The sequence below is a fragment of the Alteromonas gracilis genome (assembly GCF_002993325.1).
GTDB classification, from domain to species: Bacteria; Pseudomonadota; Gammaproteobacteria; order Enterobacterales; family Alteromonadaceae; genus Alteromonas; species Alteromonas gracilis.
In genome coordinates this window covers 650,423-673,487 of the sequence record NZ_PVNO01000025.1, presented here as the reverse complement: position 1 = coordinate 673,487, position 23,065 = coordinate 650,423, and the positions used below count along the sequence as shown (strand labels likewise).

At 44.1% G+C, this 23,065-nt stretch carries 26 protein-coding genes and 3 tRNA genes; 15 read left to right on the top strand and 14 right to left on the bottom strand.

What is annotated here, in order from left to right:
- The first annotated feature begins 121 nt into the window (after positions 1–121).
- The 14 genes from uvrY (at position 122) to C6Y39_RS11425 (ending at position 9,873) form a co-directional block, all read left to right on the top strand.
- Complete coding sequence (gene uvrY, locus C6Y39_RS11490; protein WP_105931368.1) at positions 122–766, top strand: UvrY/SirA/GacA family response regulator transcription factor; 645 nt, start codon at positions 122–124, stop codon at positions 764–766.
- Between the two features lie 31 nt (positions 767–797).
- Positions 798–2,615 (top strand): excinuclease ABC subunit UvrC, encoded by a 1,818-nt coding sequence (gene uvrC, locus C6Y39_RS11485; RefSeq protein WP_105931367.1) that lies wholly within the window; start codon positions 798–800, stop codon positions 2,613–2,615.
- 124 nt (positions 2,616–2,739) lie between these two features.
- A complete protein-coding gene (gene pgsA / locus C6Y39_RS11480; RefSeq protein WP_105931366.1) occupies positions 2,740–3,312 on the top strand; it encodes a CDP-diacylglycerol--glycerol-3-phosphate 3-phosphatidyltransferase in 573 nt (190 codons plus the stop codon).
- Positions 3,313–3,481: 169 nt separating this feature from the next.
- Positions 3,482–3,557, top strand: a tRNA-Gly gene (locus C6Y39_RS11475).
- Between the two features lie 41 nt (positions 3,558–3,598).
- Positions 3,599–3,672 (top strand) — tRNA-Cys (locus C6Y39_RS11470).
- A gap of 59 nt (positions 3,673–3,731) precedes the next feature.
- Positions 3,732–3,818, top strand: a tRNA-Leu gene (locus C6Y39_RS11465).
- 114 nt (positions 3,819–3,932) lie between these two features.
- Positions 3,933–4,625 (top strand): tRNA-uridine aminocarboxypropyltransferase, encoded by a 693-nt coding sequence (locus C6Y39_RS11460; RefSeq protein WP_105931365.1) that lies wholly within the window; start codon positions 3,933–3,935, stop codon positions 4,623–4,625.
- A gap of 74 nt (positions 4,626–4,699) precedes the next feature.
- The gene (gene tpx, locus C6Y39_RS11455) at positions 4,700–5,197 is read left to right on the top strand and encodes a thiol peroxidase (protein WP_105931364.1); all 498 of its coding nucleotides are present in this window, start codon (positions 4,700–4,702) and stop codon (positions 5,195–5,197) included.
- 150 nt (positions 5,198–5,347) lie between these two features.
- Positions 5,348–6,184 (top strand): sulfurtransferase, encoded by an 837-nt coding sequence (locus tag C6Y39_RS11450; RefSeq protein ID WP_105931363.1) that lies wholly within the window; start codon positions 5,348–5,350, stop codon positions 6,182–6,184.
- A gap of 86 nt (positions 6,185–6,270) precedes the next feature.
- A complete protein-coding gene (gene cobB / locus C6Y39_RS11445; RefSeq protein WP_105931362.1) occupies positions 6,271–6,996 on the top strand; it encodes a Sir2 family NAD+-dependent deacetylase in 726 nt (241 codons plus the stop codon).
- 10 nt (positions 6,997–7,006) lie between these two features.
- On the top strand, positions 7,007–7,633 hold the full coding sequence (locus C6Y39_RS11440) for a LysE family translocator (protein WP_105931361.1): 627 nt from the start codon (positions 7,007–7,009) through the stop codon (positions 7,631–7,633).
- 80 nt (positions 7,634–7,713) lie between these two features.
- A complete protein-coding gene (locus tag C6Y39_RS11435; protein WP_105931360.1) occupies positions 7,714–8,445 on the top strand; it encodes a stress protein in 732 nt (243 codons plus the stop codon).
- Positions 8,438–9,229: a glucosaminidase domain-containing protein gene (locus tag C6Y39_RS11430; RefSeq protein WP_105931483.1), complete on the top strand. Its 792-nt coding sequence runs from the start codon at positions 8,438–8,440 to the stop codon at positions 9,227–9,229. The genes C6Y39_RS11435 and C6Y39_RS11430 overlap by 8 nt, the downstream gene beginning before the upstream one ends.
- Positions 9,226–9,873 (top strand): DUF2987 domain-containing protein, encoded by a 648-nt coding sequence (locus C6Y39_RS11425; protein ID WP_105931359.1) that lies wholly within the window; start codon positions 9,226–9,228, stop codon positions 9,871–9,873. The genes C6Y39_RS11430 and C6Y39_RS11425 overlap by 4 nt, the downstream gene beginning before the upstream one ends.
- 17 nt (positions 9,874–9,890) lie before the next feature.
- On the opposite strand, the gene C6Y39_RS11420 is transcribed toward C6Y39_RS11425, so the two are convergent.
- From C6Y39_RS11420 to ccoN, 12 genes are all read right to left on the bottom strand, one after another.
- Entirely contained in the window at positions 9,891–10,916 is a 1,026-nt protein-coding gene (locus C6Y39_RS11420) for a patatin-like phospholipase family protein (protein WP_105931358.1), read from the bottom strand.
- The gene (gene ttcA, locus C6Y39_RS11415) at positions 10,917–11,870 is read right to left on the bottom strand and encodes a tRNA 2-thiocytidine(32) synthetase TtcA (protein ID WP_105931357.1); all 954 of its coding nucleotides are present in this window, start codon (positions 11,868–11,870) and stop codon (positions 10,917–10,919) included.
- A gap of 73 nt (positions 11,871–11,943) precedes the next feature.
- On the bottom strand, positions 11,944–12,873 hold the full coding sequence (gene uspE / locus C6Y39_RS11410) for a universal stress protein UspE (protein WP_105931356.1): 930 nt from the start codon (positions 12,871–12,873) through the stop codon (positions 11,944–11,946).
- 235 nt (positions 12,874–13,108) lie between these two features.
- Positions 13,109–13,849, bottom strand: coding sequence for a fumarate/nitrate reduction transcriptional regulator Fnr (fnr, locus tag C6Y39_RS11405; RefSeq protein ID WP_105931355.1), 741 nt, complete (start codon positions 13,847–13,849; stop codon positions 13,109–13,111).
- A gap of 46 nt (positions 13,850–13,895) precedes the next feature.
- Entirely contained in the window at positions 13,896–14,555 is a 660-nt protein-coding gene (locus C6Y39_RS11400; protein ID WP_105931354.1) for a sulfite exporter TauE/SafE family protein, read from the bottom strand.
- Positions 14,542–14,772, bottom strand: coding sequence for a cbb3-type cytochrome oxidase assembly protein CcoS (gene ccoS / locus C6Y39_RS11395; protein WP_105931353.1), 231 nt, complete (start codon positions 14,770–14,772; stop codon positions 14,542–14,544). Before ccoS ends, C6Y39_RS11400 begins: the two co-directional genes overlap by 14 nt.
- A gap of 1 nt (position 14,773) precedes the next feature.
- Positions 14,774–17,203: a heavy metal translocating P-type ATPase gene (locus C6Y39_RS11390; protein WP_105931352.1), complete on the bottom strand. Its 2,430-nt coding sequence runs from the start codon at positions 17,201–17,203 to the stop codon at positions 14,774–14,776.
- Complete coding sequence (locus tag C6Y39_RS11385; protein ID WP_105931351.1) at positions 17,203–17,682, bottom strand: FixH family protein; 480 nt, start codon at positions 17,680–17,682, stop codon at positions 17,203–17,205. The genes C6Y39_RS11390 and C6Y39_RS11385 overlap by 1 nt, the downstream gene beginning before the upstream one ends.
- 215 nt (positions 17,683–17,897) lie before the next feature.
- Positions 17,898–18,851 carry a cytochrome-c oxidase, cbb3-type subunit III gene (gene ccoP / locus C6Y39_RS11380; protein WP_105931350.1) on the bottom strand — a complete coding sequence of 318 codons (954 nt, stop codon included), beginning with the start codon at positions 18,849–18,851 and terminating at the stop codon, positions 17,898–17,900.
- Positions 18,852–18,867: 16 nt separating this feature from the next.
- A complete protein-coding gene (locus tag C6Y39_RS11375) occupies positions 18,868–19,029 on the bottom strand; it encodes a cbb3-type cytochrome oxidase subunit 3 (RefSeq protein ID WP_012518547.1) in 162 nt (53 codons plus the stop codon).
- Between the two features lies 1 nt (position 19,030).
- Positions 19,031–19,636 carry a cytochrome-c oxidase, cbb3-type subunit II gene (ccoO, locus tag C6Y39_RS11370; RefSeq protein ID WP_014949590.1) on the bottom strand — a complete coding sequence of 202 codons (606 nt, stop codon included), beginning with the start codon at positions 19,634–19,636 and terminating at the stop codon, positions 19,031–19,033.
- A 15-nt stretch (positions 19,637–19,651) separates the two neighbouring features.
- Positions 19,652–21,085, bottom strand: a complete 1,434-nt coding sequence (gene ccoN / locus C6Y39_RS11365) for a cytochrome-c oxidase, cbb3-type subunit I (RefSeq protein WP_105931349.1) — start codon at positions 21,083–21,085, stop codon at positions 19,652–19,654.
- Positions 21,086–21,313: 228 nt separating this feature from the next.
- On the opposite strand from ccoN, the gene C6Y39_RS11360 reads away from it, so the two are divergent.
- Positions 21,314–21,793 (top strand): hypothetical protein, encoded by a 480-nt coding sequence (locus C6Y39_RS11360; protein WP_105931348.1) that lies wholly within the window; start codon positions 21,314–21,316, stop codon positions 21,791–21,793.
- A 221-nt stretch (positions 21,794–22,014) separates the two neighbouring features.
- On the opposite strand, the gene bfr (C6Y39_RS11355) is transcribed toward C6Y39_RS11360, so the two are convergent.
- Together bfr (C6Y39_RS11355) and bfr (C6Y39_RS11350) are read right to left on the bottom strand one after the other, a co-directional pair.
- Positions 22,015–22,482 carry a bacterioferritin gene (bfr, locus tag C6Y39_RS11355; protein WP_105931347.1) on the bottom strand — a complete coding sequence of 156 codons (468 nt, stop codon included), beginning with the start codon at positions 22,480–22,482 and terminating at the stop codon, positions 22,015–22,017.
- Positions 22,482–22,958, bottom strand: coding sequence for a bacterioferritin (bfr, locus tag C6Y39_RS11350; protein WP_105931346.1), 477 nt, complete (start codon positions 22,956–22,958; stop codon positions 22,482–22,484). Before bfr (C6Y39_RS11350) ends, bfr (C6Y39_RS11355) begins: the two co-directional genes overlap by 1 nt.
- Positions 22,959–23,065: the final 107 nt, after the last annotated feature.

Genomic DNA, 23,065 nt, shown 5'->3' with positions numbered 1-23,065 from the left:
GTGGTATGATGACTTGGTTATGGTGAGAGGCCCGTAATGTTAATTGTTATCGATGACAGTTGACTGATTTAACGGCCTCGAAACCAGATATCTATAAAACTGAAGTCAGTGAGATACTAGAGTGATAAAAATAATCCTAGCAGACGACCACGATTTGGTCAGAACAGGGATACGCCGAATTCTGGAAGACGTTAATGATTTCACTATTATCGCGGAAGCGAAAAATGGTGAAGACGCGGTACAGTGGTGCCGAAAAAATGCGCCGGATGTGGTACTCATGGACGTGAACATGCCTGGTATAGGCGGGCTCGAAGCGACAAAAAGAATTGTTCGAATGTCTGAAAATACGCGGGTCATTTGTGTGTCTATGCACAAAGAGAGTCCGATACCTATGCAGGTTATGGATGCCGGTGCCTTCGGCTTTCTAACGAAAGACGCTGAGCCTGATGAAGTTATTCTCGCTATAAGAAAAGTAGCGGCTGGGCAGAAATACATTGATAGCGAAGTGGCTAATAGTATCGCTATAGGTAAACTGCTGCCCAGTTCGGATAATCCATTTGATGAGTTATCGAGTAGAGAACTTACTATTGCCATGCGATTAACCGAAGGTCACAAAGTGCCAGATATAGCTCGAGAGCTATGTATTAACTCCAAAACTGTTAATACATATCGCTACAGAATGTTTCAAAAATTAGGTGTGAGTTCAGACGTAGAGTTAACCCATTTAGCTTACCGTCACAAGCTTATCAACCCTAATACCTTTTAAGCGTCGCAAAGCACGCAATGTTAAAGTAATTATGTCTGCATTCGATTCAGCAGCATTTCTTAAGAACTTAACCTCTCAGCCTGGTGTGTACCGCATGTACAACAACCAGGAAGAGGTTATTTACGTAGGAAAGGCCAAAAACCTCAAAAAGCGTGTGTCGAGTTATTTTCGTACAAACTTAGACAATGCTAAAACCCGTTCGTTAGTCAGCCAGATTGCGAACATGGACGTTACTGTTGTTAACAGTGAAACCGAAGCGTTCTTACTCGAAAACAACTTCATCAAGAAATACAAGCCGCGTTACAACGTAGTAATGCGTGATGATAAATCCTATCCGTTTATCTTCTTGTCAGATCATGAGCATCCGCGGCTTTCTTTTCATCGCGGTCCTCAGAAAAAGAAAGGCGAATATTTTGGTCCTTATCCTAGTGCTTGGTCTGTCAGGGAGAGCTTGCGCTCAATGCAGCGTATATTTCCTGTACGTCAGTGTGAGGATAGCTACTATCGCGCGCGAAGCAGACCTTGCCTCCAATATCAAATGCAGCGGTGCAGTGCACCTTGTGTTGAAGGTTATGTGAGTGATGAGGAATATAAAGAGCAAGTAAATTTCGCCCGCTTGTTTTTAAAAGGAAAAAACCAGCAAGTGATTGGCGAGCTGGTGGATAAGATGGAAAAAGCCAGTGAAGCCTTAAACTTCGAAGCGGCCGCGCGTTATCGCGACCAGATAAACGCGCTTAGAAAAGTTCAAGAACGTCAGTGGGTGGCCGGTACACAAGATGAAATGGACGTATTCGGCTTTGCCTTTAAAGGCAATATGGCCTGTATTCAAGTCATGTTCATTCGCGAAGGCCAATTATTGGGTAGTAAGGCTTATTTTCCGAAAGTACCTAACATCGCTGATGAGCAAGAAGTGTTCGAGTCCTTCTTTTTACAGTTCTATCTGGCAGGCAATAAAGTTATTCCCAAGCAAATTGTGTTAAGCAATACCCTAAGCGATGAGAGCGCGATAGCTGAAGTATTGGCCAGCGAAGCGGGGCATAAAGTACACTTCTTCAAAGGTGCCAGAGAAGAAAAACGAAAGTACCTTCAGCTCGCCCAATCAAACGCGCAAACAGCCCTTGAGGCACAATATAGCCAGCAGAAGTCAGTCTTCGCCCGCTATCTCGATTTAGAAGCGTCCTTGGAAGTAGAAACGCCCTTACAACGTATGGAGTGTTTTGATATATCACATACCTCTGGGCAACAGACGGTCGCTTCCTGTGTGGTGTTTAATCGCGAGGGGCCACTAAAAAGTGACTACCGCAGATACAACATTGAAGGCATTACACCAGGTGACGATTATGCTGCCATGGCACAGGCGCTGAAACGCCGCTACAAGTCAGTTAAGGAAGTGCAAAAAATTCCGGATCTGATTTTGATTGATGGTGGTAAGGGGCAGCTTGCCCAAGCGGAACAGTTTTTTGAAGACTGGCCTCATGATAAAAAGCCTATGCTCTTAGGCGTAGCTAAAGGCACAACACGTAAGCCTGGTTTGGAAACGTTGATTCTTGCAGGTAGTCACCAAGTACTTCCTATGGACAGCCATTCTCCTGGGTTACATCTCATCCAGCACATTCGCGATGAGTCTCACCGCTTTGCCATTACAGGGCATCGCAATCGACGTCAAAAGGTTAAAACAACCTCTAGTCTGGAAAGTATCCCTGGTATAGGCGCGAAGCGCAGGCAGTCTTTACTCAAGTACATGGGAGGTTTACAAGGCCTCAAAAAAGCGAGCAAAGACGAAATTGCGAGCGTGCCTGGAATTAGCCCTGAGTTGGCTGATACGATTTATGACCATCTGCATCAATAAATGAATGACTAACAAGCAATGCATTGCAATTTAAGGTAATGTGTAATGAGAATGAAAGGTGCCAAGCATCTAGGCGATCGCGCTAAACGCCCATAGAGGCATATAACACTGAGACGTATTTTTTATGTGGACTGTTCCAAACTGTATTACTTTGTTTCGAGTAATTCTTATTCCTGTTTTTGTCACTGTTTATTTCCTCGATTGGCGTTGGGCGCATGAAGCAGGTGCTTTTATTTTTTGGCTAGCTGCCATCACAGACTGGTTCGATGGTTATCTAGCGAGAAAACTTGAGCAATCCACGCCTTTTGGTGCGTTTCTAGATCCAGTGGCAGACAAGTTGATTGTGGGCGCAGCACTTCTCATGATCACACATAGTTATGCAACCCTCTGGATAACATTGCCGTCGATAGCGCTACTGGTTCGTGAAATTTATGTTTCAGCACTGCGAGAATGGATGGGCTCAAACGGTGTAAGGGATGCTGTTCAAGTATCTTTTATAGGCAAAGCAAAAACCACTGCGCAAATGTTAGCCTTAATAGGGCTTTTATCGGGTCTTGAGACATTCATGGGCTTTCCAATCTACTGGGTTTCTTTGGGTTATATTCTTTTATATTTCGCCGCAGTGTTGTCAATTTGGTCAATGGTTGTTTATACAAAAGCAGCTTGGCCACACCTTCGCGGTAATGCGATAAAGTGAAATTGATCGCGGTTTAATCAAAGTGAATAAAAAAATAGCAAACGATCATAAAAAACCGCATTTATCTCAATTTAAACACTTTTTTGTGTTGACAGTTTTGAATGGGTAGGTAGAATGCACCCCACATTTCGAGAGGACATCAACCAAACGAAATGGTCGATTAAGACATGCGGGAATAGCTCAGTTGGTAGAGCACGACCTTGCCAAGGTCGGGGTCGCGAGTTCGAATCTCGTTTCCCGCTCCAATCTCTCAAAGAGATGTTTTAATCACGCGCCAGACGCATCTGGCGGAATGGCAGAATGGCTATGCAGCGGATTGCAAATCCGTCTATCTCGGTTCGACTCCGGGTTCCGCCTCCATAAGCTGCAACGCAGCATCAGGTTCTACGCCTGACACCTTTGCTGAAAAGCAACCCGATGCCCGGGTGGTGAAATTGGTAGACACAAGGGATTTAAAATCCCTCGCTGGTAACAGCGTGCCGGTTCAAGTCCGGCCCCGGGCACCATTTGCTATCTTAGTCTTTCCAACTTTAAACTTTGCTCATCAACCTCTTTTATCCATTTTACTATGATAAAATCCGTAAAAAATTTGGCAAAGACGCATTAACTTGAATTCCATTATGTCACTTCGTTTAGACGAACTATCTCGTTCTGAACGTCCATTTCACGCCCGTGGTAGCAAAGTAGTTCGTTGTGATGCGTGTCTGCTACCAACGCAAAATTGTATTTGCACTTACAAGCCTAAAGCTGGCACTGACGTGGCAGTTTTATTTCTGATGTACAAAGGTGAATACTACAAGCCCACCAATACAGGGCGCTTAATTGCGGATGTTGTGAGAGATAACCACGCATTTTTATGGAAGCGCACCAAGCCTGATGACGAGCTGATGCGCATCCTTGGTGACGAAAAATACTTTCCCATTGTGGTATTTCCACACGAATATGCGGCAATTGAACGCTGTATTGATACGCCGCCATTGAATACGGGCAAAACGTTACTATTTATCTTCTTGGATGGAACATGGCGTGAAGCAAAAAAAATGTTTGCCAAGAGCCCTTATTTACATAATTTTCCTGTGTTAGGCGTAAGCATGGATGCGGCTTCAGACTATTTGCTGCGAGAATCTACACATGATTTTCAACATTGTACCGCTGAGGTTGGCATTAGCGTTTTAGCTCTAGCCAATCAAAAGGAAGGAGCACAAACATTAGCGCATTATTTTAGTGTGTTTAGACGGGAATATTTAAAAGGTAAGCCTCATTTGCAGCACAAGCTTGCGTTTGCCGAAGCGCAGGTTAAAGATAGCGTTTAAAAACCGTCACTTTAATTTGCGAAACTGTTGTTTTACATCCACTATTTTAATTCAATTAATCACGGAGAAAGCCAATGGCATCTGTTACTTTTCAAGGTAATGAAGTTAAAACTAAGGGTCAACTACCAGAAGTGGGATCAAGTGCACCAGCATTTACCCTTGTCAAAGCAGATTTGGGCGAAGTGACACTGTCTGAACTAGCAGGTAAAAACGTAGTTCTAAATATCTTTCCGTCGATTGACACGGGTACCTGTGCAACGTCAGTACGTAAATTCAATGAGGAAGCGTCGAAGCTAGACAATACTACAGTAATTTGTGTTTCTGCTGACTTACCGTTTGCCGCTGGCCGTTTTTGTGGTGCAGAAGGTATCGAAAACGTACTTACCGGTTCTACATTCCGTTCAAGCTTTGGCGACGATTACGGCGTGACCTTCGAATCTGCGCCTCTAACAGGCCTTCTTTCTCGCTCAGTAGTGGTTATCGATACAGAAGGCAAGGTGATTTACACAGAGCAGGTTGCAGAGACAACTGAAGAACCTAACTACGAAGCAGCCATTGCTGCATTGGGTTAACGTTTCTTAGCGATAATGGTTAAGTCAGTGCTTTTTGATATTAGACAATATCGCTAATAGTAGTCCGGTTTTTGGCGCTAGGTTTATTGCTTACTAAGGCCGGTATAAAAAGAGACACCCGCTCCGGTGGGTGTCATTAAGGAGAATGCTATGACGTCGGCGTTAATTTCAGTGGGTGATTTAGCCAACATTATGCAGCAAAAGCCTGTTACGCTTGTGCGGGCACTGATGGACGACCCCGTTTCTAAAACGCCTGACGCGCGAAACGCGATGGTGTTGCCAGCATCTGTCGACATTGATTTAGATGGAGACGGTAGCGATCACACCACAGGATTTCCTCATAGCATGCCATCTGCAGATGCTTTTGCAATTTATTTGGGCAATCAAGGTATTACGGCTGATACACCAATAGCAGTTTATGATACACGTGGCATGTACAGCGCGCCACGCGTGTGGTGGATGTTAAAAGCTATTGGTCATCAAGACGTTTATTTATTAGATGGTGGGCAACCCGCTTGGGAAAACGCAGGTCTTCCTATTTCTGAACAGCAGCAATATGGAAAATTAACCTATCAGGCCACGCCTCGCCCAGGCTGGTTTGCAAATTCCAGCGCTGTTCTTCAGGCATTAAATACCGACGCGCAGTTAGTTGATGCTCGTAATTCGCTTCGTTTCAAAGGTGAGGTGCCAGAGCCTCGTCAAGGCGTGAGGTCGGGACACATGCCCGGCGCATATAATGTTCCATTCGATACACTTCTAAAAAACGGCCATTTCCTTGCCAAGGAAGAACTCAAAAAGGTTTTTGAGCAAGCAAATATCAATTTAGACAAGCCTATTATCTGTACCTGTGGTTCGGGTGTTACCGCGTGTATTGTTGGTGTAGCTGCCTTGATGTGTGGAGCTACTCAAGTGTCAATTTACGATGGTTCATGGTCTGAGTGGGGCGCCGATATACAATTTCCTGTTGTTAACGACCATACAAAATAAAGCTGTGTGCGATGGCTGTTATTTGTTTTAACTTGGGGTAAGGTTAAAACAAATCTGCTCGCATATCTCACGTTTGAATCACGTTTATGAACACTAAAAACACGCTACCAAAAATAGTTGTACTTACGGGCGCAGGTATTTCCGCTGAGTCAGGGCTCAAAACATTTAGAGACAATGACGGCCTTTGGGAGAACCACCGTGTGGAAGACGTTGCCACGCCTGAAGCGTTCGAGCGAAACCCCGGTTTGGTTTATCGTTTCTACAATGCTCGGCGCGCTCAGCTCCAGCAAGACGATGTTAAGCCGAATGCCGCTCATATGGCGCTTGCAAAGCTTGAAACCATATTCGGTGATAATGTAATGCTGGTTACGCAGAACGTAGACGATCTTCATGAGCGTGGCGGAAACAAAAATGTTTATCACATGCACGGTGAACTGCTGTCAGCCCGATGCGCTATTTCTCAGGAAACGTTTGAATGGCGCGATAGTTTTGACCATACCTCGAAATGCCCATGCTGTAATCGCGTCACATTAAGGCCGGATATTGTGTGGTTTGGTGAAATGCCCCTGTATATGGATGAAATATACAGTGCATTAGCCAACGCAGATTTATTTGTTGCTATTGGCACATCGGGCAATGTATACCCTGCGGCAGGTTTTGTTCAGATTGCAAAAGAAAGCGGTGCTCACACCATTGAAGCGAATTTAGCACCGGGCGCAACAAATGCCTTATTCGATGAATCGTTAACCGGTCCAGCGTCACATATCGTTCCCCGATGGGTAGACGACTTAATTTCAAAATACGCGCTGTAGGAGGCGCAAGATGCAGTATATGAACGAATTCCTTACCATTGCACTTGTACACCTTGTAGCAGTGGCAAGCCCAGGGCCTGATTTTGCTGTAGTGGTGCGAAACAGCGTAGCGTACGGAAGACGCATCGCGCTGTATACTAGCGTGGGGATCGGTTTAGCGATATTGCTGCATGTGGCCTATTCCCTTGTGGGGCTAAGCGTAGTTATCGCTACGACACCTTGGTTATTTACCACCTTTAGCTATGCAGCTGCCGCATATTTGCTTTATCTCGCTTTTGGCGCGCTTAAAAGTGGGCCGGTGAAGCAGGATGAAAGCCCTTCATTTGAAAAGAAGAGCACGCAAATTTCAGCTAAACGTGCGGTGTGGATGGGATTTTTAACCAATGGGCTCAACCCAAAGGCAACACTCTTCTTTCTTTCTCTTTTTACAGCAATCATCAGCATCGATACTCCTTTTGCCGTAAAGCTAGGCTATGGTATTTATTTGGCTATAGCGACAGGGCTTTGGTTCTGCTTTCTCTCTTACCTTTTAAGCACGAGTAGAGTCGCTGAACTTATTGGTAAAAAAGGGTATTGGCTAGACCGGGCAATGGGCGTATTACTTGTCGGTTTAGCGGCAAAGCTGGTACTGGGTTAACTCTTGTTTAGCATACAGGCAGGCATTTGTTTACGCGAATTGATATAATCCCGAAGATTTCCAGAAATTAAGAGAGTTGTGTGAAAGACGTAAACACTGACCGATTAAACAATACGTTAGCGAAACAGTATCACTTCGATATCAAGGGCTTATTGCGCCGCGCTGCTGGGTTAACAAAAGCAAATTTTTCTTCGCTATTACAAGGTAGCGTGGTGTTGTTTTTAACATTCGTTGTGTTGGGCGTATTTGCACAGCAATACATCACTATAAACGATGATGGAACTTACGTTTTTGAGCACCAGTCTATTATAGAAATTGTGGCGATTTGCATTGTTGCTCCGCTGCTAAGCGGTTTGTATATGATGGGCGTGTTCGTCGCGCGGGGCATCAAAACATCTGTTTTTACTGTATTTCAGTTTTTTCCCCTCGTTTTGTTGTTAGCGTTAACGCAGTTAGTGAATAGCATTCTTTTTCAGTTAGGGATGATGCTACTCATTTTACCGGGCGTGTATTTTTACTTAGCCTCATCGTTTTCGCTGATGTTAGTGGCCGATAGGAAACTAACGCCTATAAGCGCCATCATTTTATCTTGCCGCGTGTTTAACGCTTACTGGTCGCAAATTGCGAGTATCTTCGGTGTGTTCTTTCTACTGTTCGCGTCGGTGCCGCTCACCTTTGGTCTGTCTTTAATTTGGGTGTTACCTTTCTATTTTAGTATGATGGGATTGCTCTATCAGGAATTGATTGGCGAGCAAGGAGTGGGCACGGAAGCATCTGTAAATGATGTGAATGAGTCAAGCTTTGATGCATAAGCGAGAAACGTTTAAAATTGTCCTTATTACGTTAGGGGTTTTGGCGGTAATTGTTATTAACGCCATCATCTTTACAAAGGACGAGCCGGATATTCTTGATGTTCCGCAAACGGTAAAAGACAACAAACCAGTGCCTGATTTCTCTGCCTATACGGATGTAAAAGAGAAAAAGGAAGCGTTCTTCAATTACCTAAGACCTGAGGTAGAAAAGCAAAATGCTTATCTTCTGACGCTTAGGCATTATGTGCAGACCCTTTACAGGAAAGCATTGGTAGACGAGCCACTTTCAAAAGATGATTTAGACAGATTGGCGTGGCTTGAGGAAGAGTATCGCGTTAAATCAACGCAGCCACTCAAAGTAAAACTACCCGCCTTGCTGCAAAAAATAGACGTGTTACCCGTCGAATTGGTTTTAGTTCAAGCTGCGAATGAGTCGGCATGGGGAACAAGTCGCTTCGCAAGAAAAGGCTATAACTTCTTTGGTTTGTGGTGCTTTTCAAAAGGGTGTGGTTTTGTTCCAAATCGCAGGAATGACGGCGCTTCTCATGAAGTCGCTAAGTTCAATAACTTATCTAGAGCAACATATACCTATATGCGCAATCTGAATCGTCACGATGCTTATGCTGATTTAAGAGAAATACGCAGTAGATTGCGTGCAAACCAAATACCTATCACGGGAGTGGCGTTGGCCGAGGGGCTGATGAATTACTCTGAGCGCGGAGCCGCTTATGTTGAAGAGCTTCAAACTATGATCCGATTTAACGAGGAGTTTTTATCCGAATGATACGCGCGGCACTATTTTTAGCATCATCTTTTGTCATTGGTTTTAGCAGTACACAGGTTGTTGCTGAAACGATTGACGTTGAGTACAGCCGTTTCTATAGCCATGTAAAAAAATTAGATAATGAAGACACGCAAGCACTCCAGTTTGCTTTCGGTTTTGTCCGAGTTGGCGAAGGACGTTTATGTGGAGTTAATGCGGCATCTATCGTCACGGACAAAAAAACCATGGAGTTAGAGGTCAGCGACGAAGGACGTTTTACTGTTCCGACGGAGAGAGCTCTCAAACTAGCTAACGCGTTAGTGAGAATTGACTTAGTCGAGCGAGCAAATGTGTGCGATATGTCGGTGCAACTTGAGACTAAGCCCGAATACCTGAAGCAGTATTACAAAAAAGAAGAGCTTACTTTTTTATATGAGCAGTATGAAGCCTTCTTTAATGAAATGGGAAGTTTCCTATCTTTTATGATGCCTTCAGTCAAAGGCCTTATGATTCAGTTTGATGATAAGAATCTAGACTTTATAACGCCTCAGGGTGTGCAAATAAATAATGGTGTTCTGCAGATTGAGCAAGATTGGATAGATGACGCAAAAGGTTTAACGTTGCCTCATGCGCCACTTCGTATTACTGCAATGGCATCAAGCTAAGTGTTGACGATTTCTATCTACGTCAATAATTGATACCTAATTTGCTCGGCTAAACGCGCGATAGTCTCTTCGCCTTTCGCGCATAGCTCTTCGGCCCTGTGAAATTCCATGATGCCAACGTCAGTGAGCTGCGGTTCAATGAGGATGTCAGGCGGATCGCCTGCCAATCGAGAGCGAGTGACGCGGGCCTGGAGTATTTCAAGAGAACTGCTCATCACGCTCATAATACCTGGAGGATTTCGTTTATTTACCTTTGCTGGTACTTCAGTGAATTCCTCCTCAACTTTTTCAATGACTTCAGACGCAACACCGTCTTCTCTTTCCACGTTATCAGTTGCGTTTAAATCCAGTTTATTATTGTTGGTTTCAGGTGATTTTTCATCTTTGTTGTCTGGAGAAAACCACTGACGCAAAACATTTTGACTCTTTGTAAAGAAGTCCTCGGTTTTACGTTCATTCTCTTCGTGATCTTGTCTCAACTTTTCAAGACGAATAGGGCGAAAATCGGCATTTAGATTAACAGCAATCACAAAGTCTGCGCCTAACTGTCGACATAGGTTAACAGGTACCGGGTTAACAACAGCACCATCAACTAACCAACGGTCGCCGTGGGGCACGGGCGAAAAAAGCGCAGGTATTGCACAAGATGCCTGAATGGTATTGCCGATAGGACCAGAATTAAATATCACTTCACGGCCGGTATAAAGATCGGTAGCGACTGTAGCAAACGGCTTTTGCATTGCCTCGTATGAAGATTCACAAAACTCATTTGCTAGCTTATCAAACACCTTTTGACCGCTTGCAATACCGCCGCGTCTTAGGCCAACACCCATCAAGGCAAGTACTTGCCAATCGCTAAGAGAGCATGCCCATTCTTTAAGCCCTTCCAGCTTACCACTTGCGTAGGCGGCGCCAACATACGCACCTATAGAGCATCCTGCTACCACGTCAATTTTAACGCCTAACTTTTCTAAAGCTTGAATAATACCTATGTGCGTCCACCCCCTGGCAGCACCGGCACCTAACGCAAGTCCAATTTTCATTTATCTGGGTTCCATAATATTTACCACTTCAATAGTGTGCTCATCATCACTTAACGAGGATGTATTTTCAGTGGAAAAAGAAGGTTGATCAAAGCCTATGTCGCCATCTTCAACGGGTCCGTCTTGGGTTGTAATAGATTTAAAGTCGTGAAGATTGCTGTCTATTAAATGAGAGGGGGCCACATTTTGAAGTGCCCTAAACATCGATTCGATACGACCAGGAAACCTGCGATTCCAGTCTTGAAGCATTGCTTTAATGTTTTGACGCTGCAGGTTTTCTTGAGAGCCGCAAAGGTTACAAGGAATAATAGGAAACGCTGCTGCCTGAGAATATTTTTCAATATCTTTTTCAGTGCAGTATGCTAAAGGGCGAATAACGATGTGCTCGCCGTTATCGCTGACCAATTTAGGGGGCATAGATTTAAGTTTGCCACCATGAAACATGTTGAGGAAAAAGGTTTCTAGCATGTCATCACGGTGGTGACCTAGCGCAATTTTAGTTGCGCCAAGTTCTTTAGCCGTTCTATATAAAATGCCCCGACGTAACCGTGAGCACAGCGAACAGGTTGTTTTTCCCTCGGGAATTTTATCTTTTACAATTGAGTAAGTGTCTTCTTCAACGATTTTATACTCAACACCAATTTCGTCCAGATAAGCCGGCAAAATGTGCTCTGGAAAACCGGGCTGTTTTTGGTCAAGATTTACCGCAACGATATCGAAGTGAATAGGCGCAATCTTCTTTAAAAACATCAAAATATCGAGCATGGTGTAGCTGTCTTTGCCACCAGATAGACACACCATCACCTTGTCATTATTCTCAATCATGCCAAAGTCGGCAATGGCTTTACCCACGTTGCGACGAAGACGTTTTTGAAGTTTGTTGAAGTTGTACTTCTGCTTACTTTGTGCAGCGTTCAATGCAGATGCCTCAACGCTGCTTGTGCCTAAACTCATAATTCACTAGCTTGGTTTGTGATAAAGCAAGCATTATACAATAAAGCGCCTTTTTTAAACCATGGTTGTGTCGTTAATTTTGTACCTTTAGCGGTGGAACAAAGCCATCTGGCTTAATAGCCAAAACGTCACAGTTAAGTTCGTCGATCACATGCTCTGCTGTATTTCCGATAAGCGCGGCTGAAATACCTACGCGGCCTACAGTGCCTATGATAACAAGTTCAGCGTCGATGGTTTTGGCGACGTGGGGAATAACTTTTTCAGGCAAACCTTCTTGTACAATGCATCTCTCTTCCGAGATGCCATATTTTTGGGCATGGCGACGCATTTCGGATTGATGGTGATTTTTAACCGCATCATGATAGGTATCGGGGTCGAACTCCGGAACTTCTATCGCAATGTTTAGTGGGGTAGAAGGATAGCTGTTGACTAAATTCACATTTCCTTTCAATAAGGCCGCATAATCGTTTGCAATAATTGTAAGCTTGTCATTAAGCGCAGCATGCTCGTCGTCTTCACTTCCTACATTTACGGCTGCGATGATCTCACCACCTTCTGGCCAATCATGCTCTTTAACAAATAACACTGGGCGAGGGCACTTACGCATTAAATGCCAGTCTGTTGGTGTGAAAATGACAGAGGCCAAATCATCGTGGTTCTTTGTCGCTTTTACCACTAGATCAATTTGGTTGTTAAGCGTGTAGTAAATAATTGACTCAAAGGCACGGTTGTTCCACTCAACTACAATATCGGTATCGGCAAAGCCTTGTTTCTTAAGTTGTTCACAAAGCCACTTGCCTTGCTCTTTGGTTACTGCATCGCGCATGGCTTCGCGCTCATCTGGGCTTAGCATGGTGGTCATATCATAAGATAGATCGTAGACCACCATCATTGCGGTCACTGTCGCACCTGTTTTTGACGCGAGTTCATAAGCACGACTTAAAGCAGGTTGGTTGTCCCGTTCAGCATCTACCACGGCAAGAATTCGTTTATATTCAATCATAACACCCCCAGTAAGCACACAGCTTGATGTGACGATAAATAACGCTATTTTTCTAGTTCACCTTCACTAACTATAAACGACATTTGAAAAAACGTGTTGTTTTGGGTCAAGAATTTTACAACTCGCTCTGCCATTTTTAGTGTGGCGATTTATGGGTGCTTGGGACAATAAAAAATAAAGGTAATAAAAAACGCGCATAGCGCGCGTTCTTAAACAATTTGAACGAAGAGACAACTTAGCCGCTACATACAACACTTGGGCCGTTAAGGGCAGACAGCTTATTCTCTAACAATGCAAAATCTAGAATGGTAATGAGTTTACCATCTACCTTTATAATGCTTTCTTTTTGGAAACGACTTAACAGGCGGCTTATGGTTTCTATCGTTAAACCCAGATAATTGCCAATCTCATTTCGTGTCATCGTTAAATGAAACTCACGATGAGAAAAGCCTCGCTCCTCAAATCGTTGCGATAGGTGAGAGATAAAGTAGAGTAAGCGTTCTTCTGCTGTTCGTTTATTGAGAAGCATGATCATGTCGTGATCCTGCTTTATCTCTGCACTCATGAAGCTCATTATCTGATGTCGCAGTTTCGGAAACTGAACCGACATTTCATCTAACGTTTCATAGGGAAGTTCACAGACCATCGCTGTTTCTAATGCAGAAGTGTAGCTCTGGTGCTTATTTTCGCGTAGCGCATCGAAGCCGATAATGTCGCCGGGAAAATGAAAACCTGTAATTTGCTCCTCACCTTCAGAGTTGGTAACGAACGACTTGAAAGAACCGGTTCTTACGGCAAAGAGCGAACGAAATGTATCACCAGTCTTAATAAGCGTATCGCCTTTATGCAGTGGTTTTTTACGCTCAATTATGTCGTCTAAAGACTCAATTTCTGTCTTGTTTAATGCAACGGGTAGACAGAGATGGCTGAAACTGCAGTTCTGACAGTGAATTGAAAATTGGCTTCCTTTGCTCATAAAACCTGCTCTTTATAATTTATACACGACAATAATACCTATTTTTTTATAGGATTGCGCCCTGAATAAGATAAATAGCATAGATAGCCATTATACTTGCGATAAGTTGCCTTACGCCGCTTTGCTGAAAAGTACTCACTAGATATTGACTACCTGCGCTGGCGGCAAGCAGGGTGGGTAAGGTTCCCAACCCAAAGAAAAACATAATACCCGCGCCTTGTAACGCGTTGCCTGCGGCCAATGACCAGGTTAGGGTTGAATACACAAGCCCGCAGGGTAACCAACCCCAAATAAAGCCATAAGGTATTGCGCTAAATGGGGTTTTGAACGGTAAAAACCGCTTAGAGAGAGGCTGAAGTTTGGAAAATAGACCTTTACCTGCGCTTTCTAAAAGGGTTAGACCTGTCCACCATTTCCCTAAATAACAAGCGAGTAAAAGTAACATAACACCGCTAAAAAGAGATAGGACATAGCTGGCAAGCGGAACGAAATCTGACGCAATTTTTCCTAATGCGCCAGTGATTGCACCGGCAATCGTATAGCTGGCAATCCGGCCCATGTTGTAAGCGAGTGTATAGGGTGCAGCGGATGCGCCTTTTGGCGAGACCATTCTGAGCGCCGCAACGATCCCTCCACACATTCCCACACAATGAACACCGCCCGCCAAGCCGATAAGAAAAGCAGAGAAGTAGTTAATCCCGTCCATTATCTTCTTTGTTCTTCATTGCCTTGCTCTCTTGTAGCTGCTTGCGCTGTTCTGCTAATTTTTTTTCTTCAGGTGACAAATCATCATCGAAAAGAATGCTGTAGCCTTGTCGGTCTAAATCCTCAAACTGATTGGTCTTTACCGCCCAAAAGAAAATTACAATTGCGACAGCAACAATAATGATGGCGATTGGAATTAATACGTAAATAATGCTCATGCTATTTGCTCAAAAGTCGCGTTGAGTTTGTAACGACAATAATACTGCTTAACGACATACCTACAACAGCCATCCACGGCGAAAGTAGCCCAGACACGGCGAAGGGCAGAATCAAAACGTTGTATCCTACAGACCAGCCTATGTTCTGTCTTATTTTCTTCTTCACTTGATGAGAAGTGCTTATAAGCGTTGGAACAGATAAAAGTTGGTCGCCAAGCAAAATAACATCTGCTGCTGTCTTAGCAACATCGGTAGCATTGCCAACCGCTATTGCCACGTCTGCACTGGCAAGAACAGGTGCGTCGTTAATACCGTCCCCCATCATCATTACTTTTGCCCCCGCTTGCTGCATAGCTTGAACAGCTTCGTATTTAAGTTCTGGTGTAAGCCCACCTTTGGCTGTTTCGATTGGCAATGACGCAGTTAGTGAGTCCACATTTTGTTGTGTATCACCACTTAAAACTATAAGCGTATGGCTTTTTGCCAATATATCGAGGGTTTCTTGTGTATCTGCACGAAGCGTATCTCGCACTTCAAACGCTGCCATAATACGGCCTTTAACAGTGAGATAGACGTTAGCTGAAGGGTAGTCTTCAATGAATTCTTGCTGTGACTCGTGAACGCAAAACGCAGCAGAGCCCATTGAAAACAAGGTGTCATTGATTTCACCACTTATTCCGCCCCCGGGCGCTACAGTAAAATTGACTACTTTATAGACTGTGTGATCGGATGCGTTATCATCGTCAAGAGTATTATTCTCTGTGAACGCTTTCGCTATGGGATGCTCAGAGCGCGACTCGAGGGCGCGTGCGATAGAGAGAGCAGTGTCACTATCTACGCCGTCAGCATACCAAGCATTTGAAATGGTGAATTTGCCTTGCGTAAGTGTGCCTGTTTTATCTAGTGCAATGGTATCAATGCCCGTAATTTGCTCTAAGGCATCGGCGCGTTTAAGCAAAATACCCTGCTTGTTAAGTTTTGCCATAGCACAGGTGAGTGCTGATGGTGTGGCTAAACCTAGTGCACAAGGGCAGGTTGCAACGAGCACTGATATGGTTATCCAAAAGGCATCGTCGCTACCTTGGTACGACCAAAATCCATAGGTTAACGCTGAGATCATCAGCACGGCCGTAACAAAGTATCGAGAAAAATTATCCGCTATTTGCGCAGCTTTTGGCTTGCTAGCCATTGCACTTGCTTGGAGCCTGACGATTTGGTTTACCAATGCGTTTTTGAGGGTTTGGGTTACGATGATGGTGAGGCTGCCGTCTTGACACACCGTACCGCCGTAGACAACGCTATTGTTCTCTTTGCGTACGGGGTTAAACTCGCCGGTAAGCATAGATTCGTCAACCGATGCATGACCTTCGGTTACTACGCCATCGATAGGAATTGTCTCTCCGGGTTTAACCAGTACTACGTCGTTTATTCGTAGTTGTTTTGCTAAGCATTCGGTAACGCTGCCATCTGACATTAACTTCGTGGCTGAAACCGGGACATATTGCATCATATTAGCGGAGATCTGCGCAGCGCGATGCCGACTACGATGTTCCAAAAACCGGCTGAGTAACAGCAGGAAAATGAACATACAGATAGACTCAAAATACACTTCGCCTTGTTCAAGAACCGTAGAGCGTATTCCGGCAATGTAAGTACCGAAAATGGCGAGCGTGACCGGAACGTCCATATTAACCGTTTTTGCGCTTAACGCTTTGGCAGCTCCAATATAAAAAGTGCTGCCAGAATACAGTACAACAGGGGTTGTTAGCGTCAGCGCAACCCAGTAAAAATATTGTCTGGTTTCTAACTCAATGGCACCAAACCAGTCAAAGTAGAGACCTGTCATTAACATCATGACCTGCATGGTCATAATGCCCGCTAGCCCTAGCTTTTTCAGAAAGGTTTTTTGCTCACGTTTATAGCTGGCCTCGTGTTCATCAGGATGAAACGGCGAGCCTACATAGCCTATTCTTTTCAGCGTAGAAAGAATTTGGCTAAGCTTGATTTGCAGTGGCGACCAAGTAACTAGCGCGCGACGCTCTTGAACGTTGACCGCAACTTGCTTTATGCCTTCTACTTTAGAAAGTTGTTTTTCAATTAACCAACCACAGGCCGCACAAGTTATACCTTCAAGGGTCAGCTGTATCTGCTTATCTTGACCTTCATCGAAAACAAATTCCTCCTGCAGGGAGGGGTCGTCATACACCTTAAGTTTATCGAGGGTTTCTAAAATGCCGTCGTCAGACTTTTGAGCAGGTTCAGTTCTGAACTGGTAATAGTCTTCAAGGCCATTCGATACGATAGCTTCGGCCACTGCCAAACAGCCCGGGCAACACATGTCGCGCTGCTGACCTAAAATAACCGTTTTAAACTTATCCTCGTCGTGGTTTGCTATGGGCAAGCCACAATGGTAACAATCGTGCTCTGCCATTACGGGTTAAATTTTATTTTTCCCTCATGGGGAAGGTAGATCGTGTTTTGAATTTTCCAGCTTTCGTCAATTGGTGTTAGCGATACACGCCATTTACCATCTAAACTTTCTTCTACAAAACCGCGATAAATTCCGTTGGCATCACGACTTAGCAATACGCTTACGTCACGATCTTCAAGCGTCACGTGATAAAAACTGAGTTTAACGGCGTTTCCGTCTTGTGGAATACCTGAGTGAAATTCAAGGGCAATGCTGCCATCTGTAATAGTCAAGTCCGTCGTTATGTTTAAACGCTTTGCAACGGCTTCTTTGTCTAGGCTGGCGTTGATTGCTTTACCTTCTTTGTAATAGTCGTCGATTACCAGACTATCTTCTGTAGATATTGCAAGATTGAGCAACACACCGCCCATGATCAGGGTAATAACTGGAACGGCAATTAAGAACCAAGGCCAGAACTCTTTATACCAGGGTCTATTCATTAGAATTTTTACTCTTGATTAATTCGCTAACAACATATTTATAAATACTGCCTAAAACGCTTCACTGTTAGCAATACCCATAAATAGAGTGTCAGTAATATTAGATAAAAGTGTCTGAATTTCACTCGCTACAGCACTTTGTATATCGCTGTATTTTCTCATAAAAAAAGCCTCGTAGTAACGAGGCTTTCTAAGATATTTAATGATTTAAATCATTAATCATTTGAAAGGCTGTAAACGTACGCTGCAACAACGTGAATTTTGTCTTCACCCAAGGTTTTCTTGAATGAAGGCATTACACCGTTACGACCATAAGTAAGCGTTTCTGTAACTGCTCTGTGGCTGCCGCCGTAAAGCCAGATATTATCGGTAAGGTTTGGTGCCCCAAGCATTTGGTTACCTTTACCATCCATACCATGACATGCCGCACATGCTGCGAAACGCGCTTTACCCGCTTCTGCAAGCTGAGGGTCCACATCGCGACCGCTTAGGCTAAGTACGTAGTTAACCACTTCTTCGATACCGTCTTCACCCATCGCATCAAGCCATGCTGGCATTGCTGCTTTACGACCAAGCGTAAGGGTTTCAACGATTTTCGCACCTGAACCGCCGTATAACCAATCGTTATCGGTTAGGTTAGGGAAGCCGCCATTTTGACCACGTGCATCAGAACCGTGACACTGAGAGCAATTTTGTAGGAATAAACGCTGACCTACTTTATTTGCCTCTGGGTCTTTTGCCAGCTCTTCAACTGGAACTTTCGCATACGCTTCAAAGATCGGATCGAACTTCTCAGCAGCAAAATCCAATTCACGGTCATACTCAACCAAGTAGCCTTGCTCTTTTGCGTCGATACGCGCTTGAACAGACTCTTCTAGCGATTGGATATTCTGGTTTGAACTCTTCCAACCCAAAATACCTTCATATGCACCTAGGCCAGGATAAAGCGCTAGATATAAAAAGCCCCAAACGATGGTCATGTAGAACATAATTGTCCACCAGCGAGGAAGTTGATTATTCAACTCCTCAATACCATCAAATTCGTGCCCCATTGACTCGCCTTCAGCTACGCCGGTCTTGTTAGACAGGCACCAGCGCAGAAGGAAGTAGCAACCAATGATCAACCCTAGGGTTATCACTGAAATCCAAATTGTCCAAAACATACTCATGAGTTCGAGACTCCTGCTAATCTTCTTTTGATTTTTCTTTTTCTTCGTCTGCAAACGGTAAGTTTGCAGCTTCATCGAATTTCTTCTTGTTGCGGCCGCTAAACGCCCACCACACAACACCGATGAAGCTTACAAAGACGATGACAGTAAAAATGCTGCCTACAATTCCTTGATCCATATTATTTCAAATGTGTGCCAAGAGACTGAAGGTAAGCAATAAGGGCCTGCATTTCCGTTTTACCCTGTACTGCCGCTTTCGCACCCGCGATATCTTCGTCGGTATACGGAACGCCAAAGCCACGGAATACTTCCATTTTTTCAGCTGTTAACTCGCCATTTAGCGTGTTTTCCGCAAGCCAAGGAAACCCTGGCATATTCGACTCTGGTACTACGTTACGAGGATTAAGCAGGTGAACTCGGTGCCATTCATCGCTGTAACGACCACCAACGCGTGCTAAGTCAGGTCCAGTACGCTTAGAACCCCAAAGGAAAGGGTGTTCCCATACTGACTCACCAGCAACGCTGTAGTGACCATAACGTTCGGTTTCTGCGCGGAATGGACGAATCATCTGGCTGTGACAACCTACACAACCTTCACGGATGTAAATGTCACGGCCTTCAAGCTCAAGCGCGGTATATGGACGTAAGCCTGTTACCGGTTCCATGGTTTGCTGTTGAAACATCAACGGCGTAATTTGCACCATGGCACCAAAGCTGATAGCGATAAGAATTAATACCGTTAACAGACCGACATTCTTTTCAATTAACTCATGTGCGTTTTTCATTATTCGTCTCCTTTACTACGCTGGCTGAGTCGCTGGATCTGCAGCGATACTGCCTTTAGGTGCACGAACGGTTTTCCATGTGTTGTATGCCATAACAAGCATACCCGCTACCACGAAACAACCACCAATGAAACGAACCACATAGAACGGCTTAGACGCTTCTAATGACTCAACAAAGCTATAGGTTAACGTACCGTCAGCGTTTACTGCACGCCACATTAGACCCTGAAGTACACCAGACATCCACATTGCTACGATGTATAGAACAACACCGATAGTTGCGAACCAGAAATGCACGTTAACTAGCTTGGTGCTATACATTGCACGCTGACCGAATAGCACTGGAATTAAGTGGTAAATTGAACCAATTGAAACCATTGCAACCCAACCTAGTGCACCAGAGTGTACGTGACCAATTGTCCAGTCAGTGTAGTGAGATAGAGCGTTAACGGTTTTAATTGCCATCATTGGACCTTCGAAGGTAGACATACCGTAGAAAGACAATGAAACAATTAGGAAACGCAGTACTGGGTCAGTGCGAAGCTTATGCCACGCGCCAGATAGCGTCATGATACCGTTAATCATACCACCCCAAGATGGAACGAATAAGATAATAGACATCACCATACCTAGTGACTGAGTCCAGTCTGGTAGGGCAGTGTAGTGAAGGTGGTGTGGACCAGCCCAGATATACAGAGAAATAAGTGCCCAAAAGTGAACAATTGAAAGTCTGTATGAATAAACCGGGCGACCAGCTTGCTTAGGCACGAAGTAATACATCATACCAAGGAAGCCCGCAGTCAGGAAGAAACCTACCGCGTTATGGCCGTACCACCACTGCATCATCGCATCTACGGCGCCTGCATACAGTGAATACGATTTAGTGAAAGACACCGGAATAGCCATGCTGTTACCAATATGAAGAATTGCAACAGTTAGCATGAACGCACCTAAGAACCAGTTCGCTACATAAATGTGCGACACTTTACGGATTACTAGGGTTCCGAAGAAGTTGATGATATAAGCGACCCAAACCAGTGCCAATAGGATATCAATTGGCCATTCTAGTTCAGCGTATTCTTTTGAGCTAGTTAAACCCATAGGCAGAGTAATAACAGCTAAAACGATAACGGCCTGCCAACCCCAGAAGGTAAACGCGGCAAGCTTGTCACTGAACAGTCTTACCTGGCAGGTACGCTGAACGATGTAGTACGACGTTGCAAATAGCGCACAGCCGCCGAAGGCAAATATAACGGCATTAGTGTGCAACGGGCGCAAACGTGAGAATGTTAGCCATGGTGTATCGAAGTTAAGCATAGGTGCAAATAGTTGCGCGGCAATAAATACCCCTAGGCCCATACCTACAATACCCCAGACTATGGTCATGATGGTAAATTGCCTAACTACTTTATAATTGTAGTCAGGTTGTGCTTGGCTTATTTCACTCATTTTAATGAATCTTCCACTTCAAATGAACTATGGTCTCCAACTGCCGGAATAGTGCGGTCGAGACGTGTATCAGCAAGGAATAACGCTTCACACCGAGCTCGGAAAGAGTAATAATTATTGTCTCCAAGCCAGTTGGTACGCGGATGATAAGGTTTTTAATTACAAAAAGATACCATAAACTACCTAAGCTTGATCTCCGTCAATGAAGAAATATACAAAATTTAAGAAATGCTAAATAATCATAACAATAAACGATCAAAACATTTACATTCTCAACTGCCGTTGGTCGCCATCATCGTAGTAGCAGTGTGTGTTTATCTCGCGCATGAATTTCAATCATCAGCGTTGAACGAAAACGTCCTCATTAATGGAATAGGAAACAGCTGCAATTTTGTCAACGAAACTTGCGAATTCTTAATTGATGGCGAGTTGGCCATTGCCACATTCTCAACCATGCCTGAACCTGAAGAGTCGGTAACGTTGAAAATTTTAATTCCTGAAAATCAGGAAATCGAGAGTGCCTGGATTGAAGGGGTAAACATGTATATGGGTAAGATACCTGTATTGCTAGATGACAACGCTAATGGCGTGTGGTCTGGTTGGTTTATGCTGGGAGGGTGCAGCGAACCGGTAATGAAATGGCAACTGCGGCTCAACATTAAAGATAAGGAAAGCCCAAACTACCTATACTTTGTTACCCAATATTAACGGTTATCAGACACATTTTTGAGAACCCGATATTGAGCAAGAATTTGGCAGAGATAACAAATGGCTAGCAAACCAGTTACAGTGTGAGTCGATTCACATTAAACGCGTCAACAGTTAACGAAACATAACAATAGTGCGCAGTAATGATGAGTGAATAGAATTGTAATAAAAACGGCCACCGATGTGGCAGCCGTTATATTTTATTAATGCTAGCGCATTACCTACATTTGTGATTGCAAGTAGTTTGGTAAGCCTAAGCGTTTAATAAGACCCAATTGCTGCTCTAGCCAATGGGCATGGTCCATTTCTGTATCGTCTAATAGCACGATAAGCATGTCGCGGGTTACATAGTCTTTCTCGGTTTCGCAAAGCGCAATTACTTCGCGCAACTTTGCGTCTACTTCATATTCAACCCGTAAATCGCTTTCAAGCATCTCAGGTACATCTTTGCCCACTTTGAAGCCAGTACGCTTCGTCATGTCAGGCGTACCTTCTAAAAACAGCATACGCTCAATTAGCTTGGTTGCGTGCCCACGTTCATCGTCAAATTCGTGGTCGATACGCTCATAAAGCTTGTTTAAGCCCCAATCAAGATACATCTGAGAGTGAATGAAGTACTGATCCATGGCGGCTAACTCATAAGAGAGTAGTTCATTTAAGCCATCGATGATTGCTTTGTTACCTTTCATTAGTCATCTCCCATTACTTGCGCTTGTAGATAGTTTTCAATACCCATCGCATCAATTTGGTATTCTTGCGTCTCAATCCAGTCTAAATGTTCTTCTTCGTATTCAAGCAGTTCTTCAAGAAGATCTCGAGACACATAATCTTGTTTTTCCTCGCACAGCGCGATAGCGTCACGAAGGAGAGGAAGCTGCTCTTTTTGAAAACGTGCGTCGCAAGATAGCATTTCAGCGGTGTCTTCACCGATATAAAGCTTGCCCAGTGCTTGTAGGTTAGGCAGACCTTCTAGAAAGAGAATACGTTCGATAAGATCGTCGGCTTGCTTCATATCCTTAATGGATTTCTTATAGTTCTTTTCGTTGAGTTCTGAAAAACCCCAGTTTTTGAACATACGAGCGTGCAGAAAGTATTGATTTATCGAAGTAAGTTCACTTGTTAGTACTTCGTTCAATTTTGCAACGACTTGTTTATCACCTTGCATTGTGAAAACCCTTTTAAACTATTTGCGTGAAGTGTAGCCTCATTTTGGCTCTTTGTCAAAAAAACCTTTTAAAACATATATTTACAAACGATAACGTTTCTCAATTC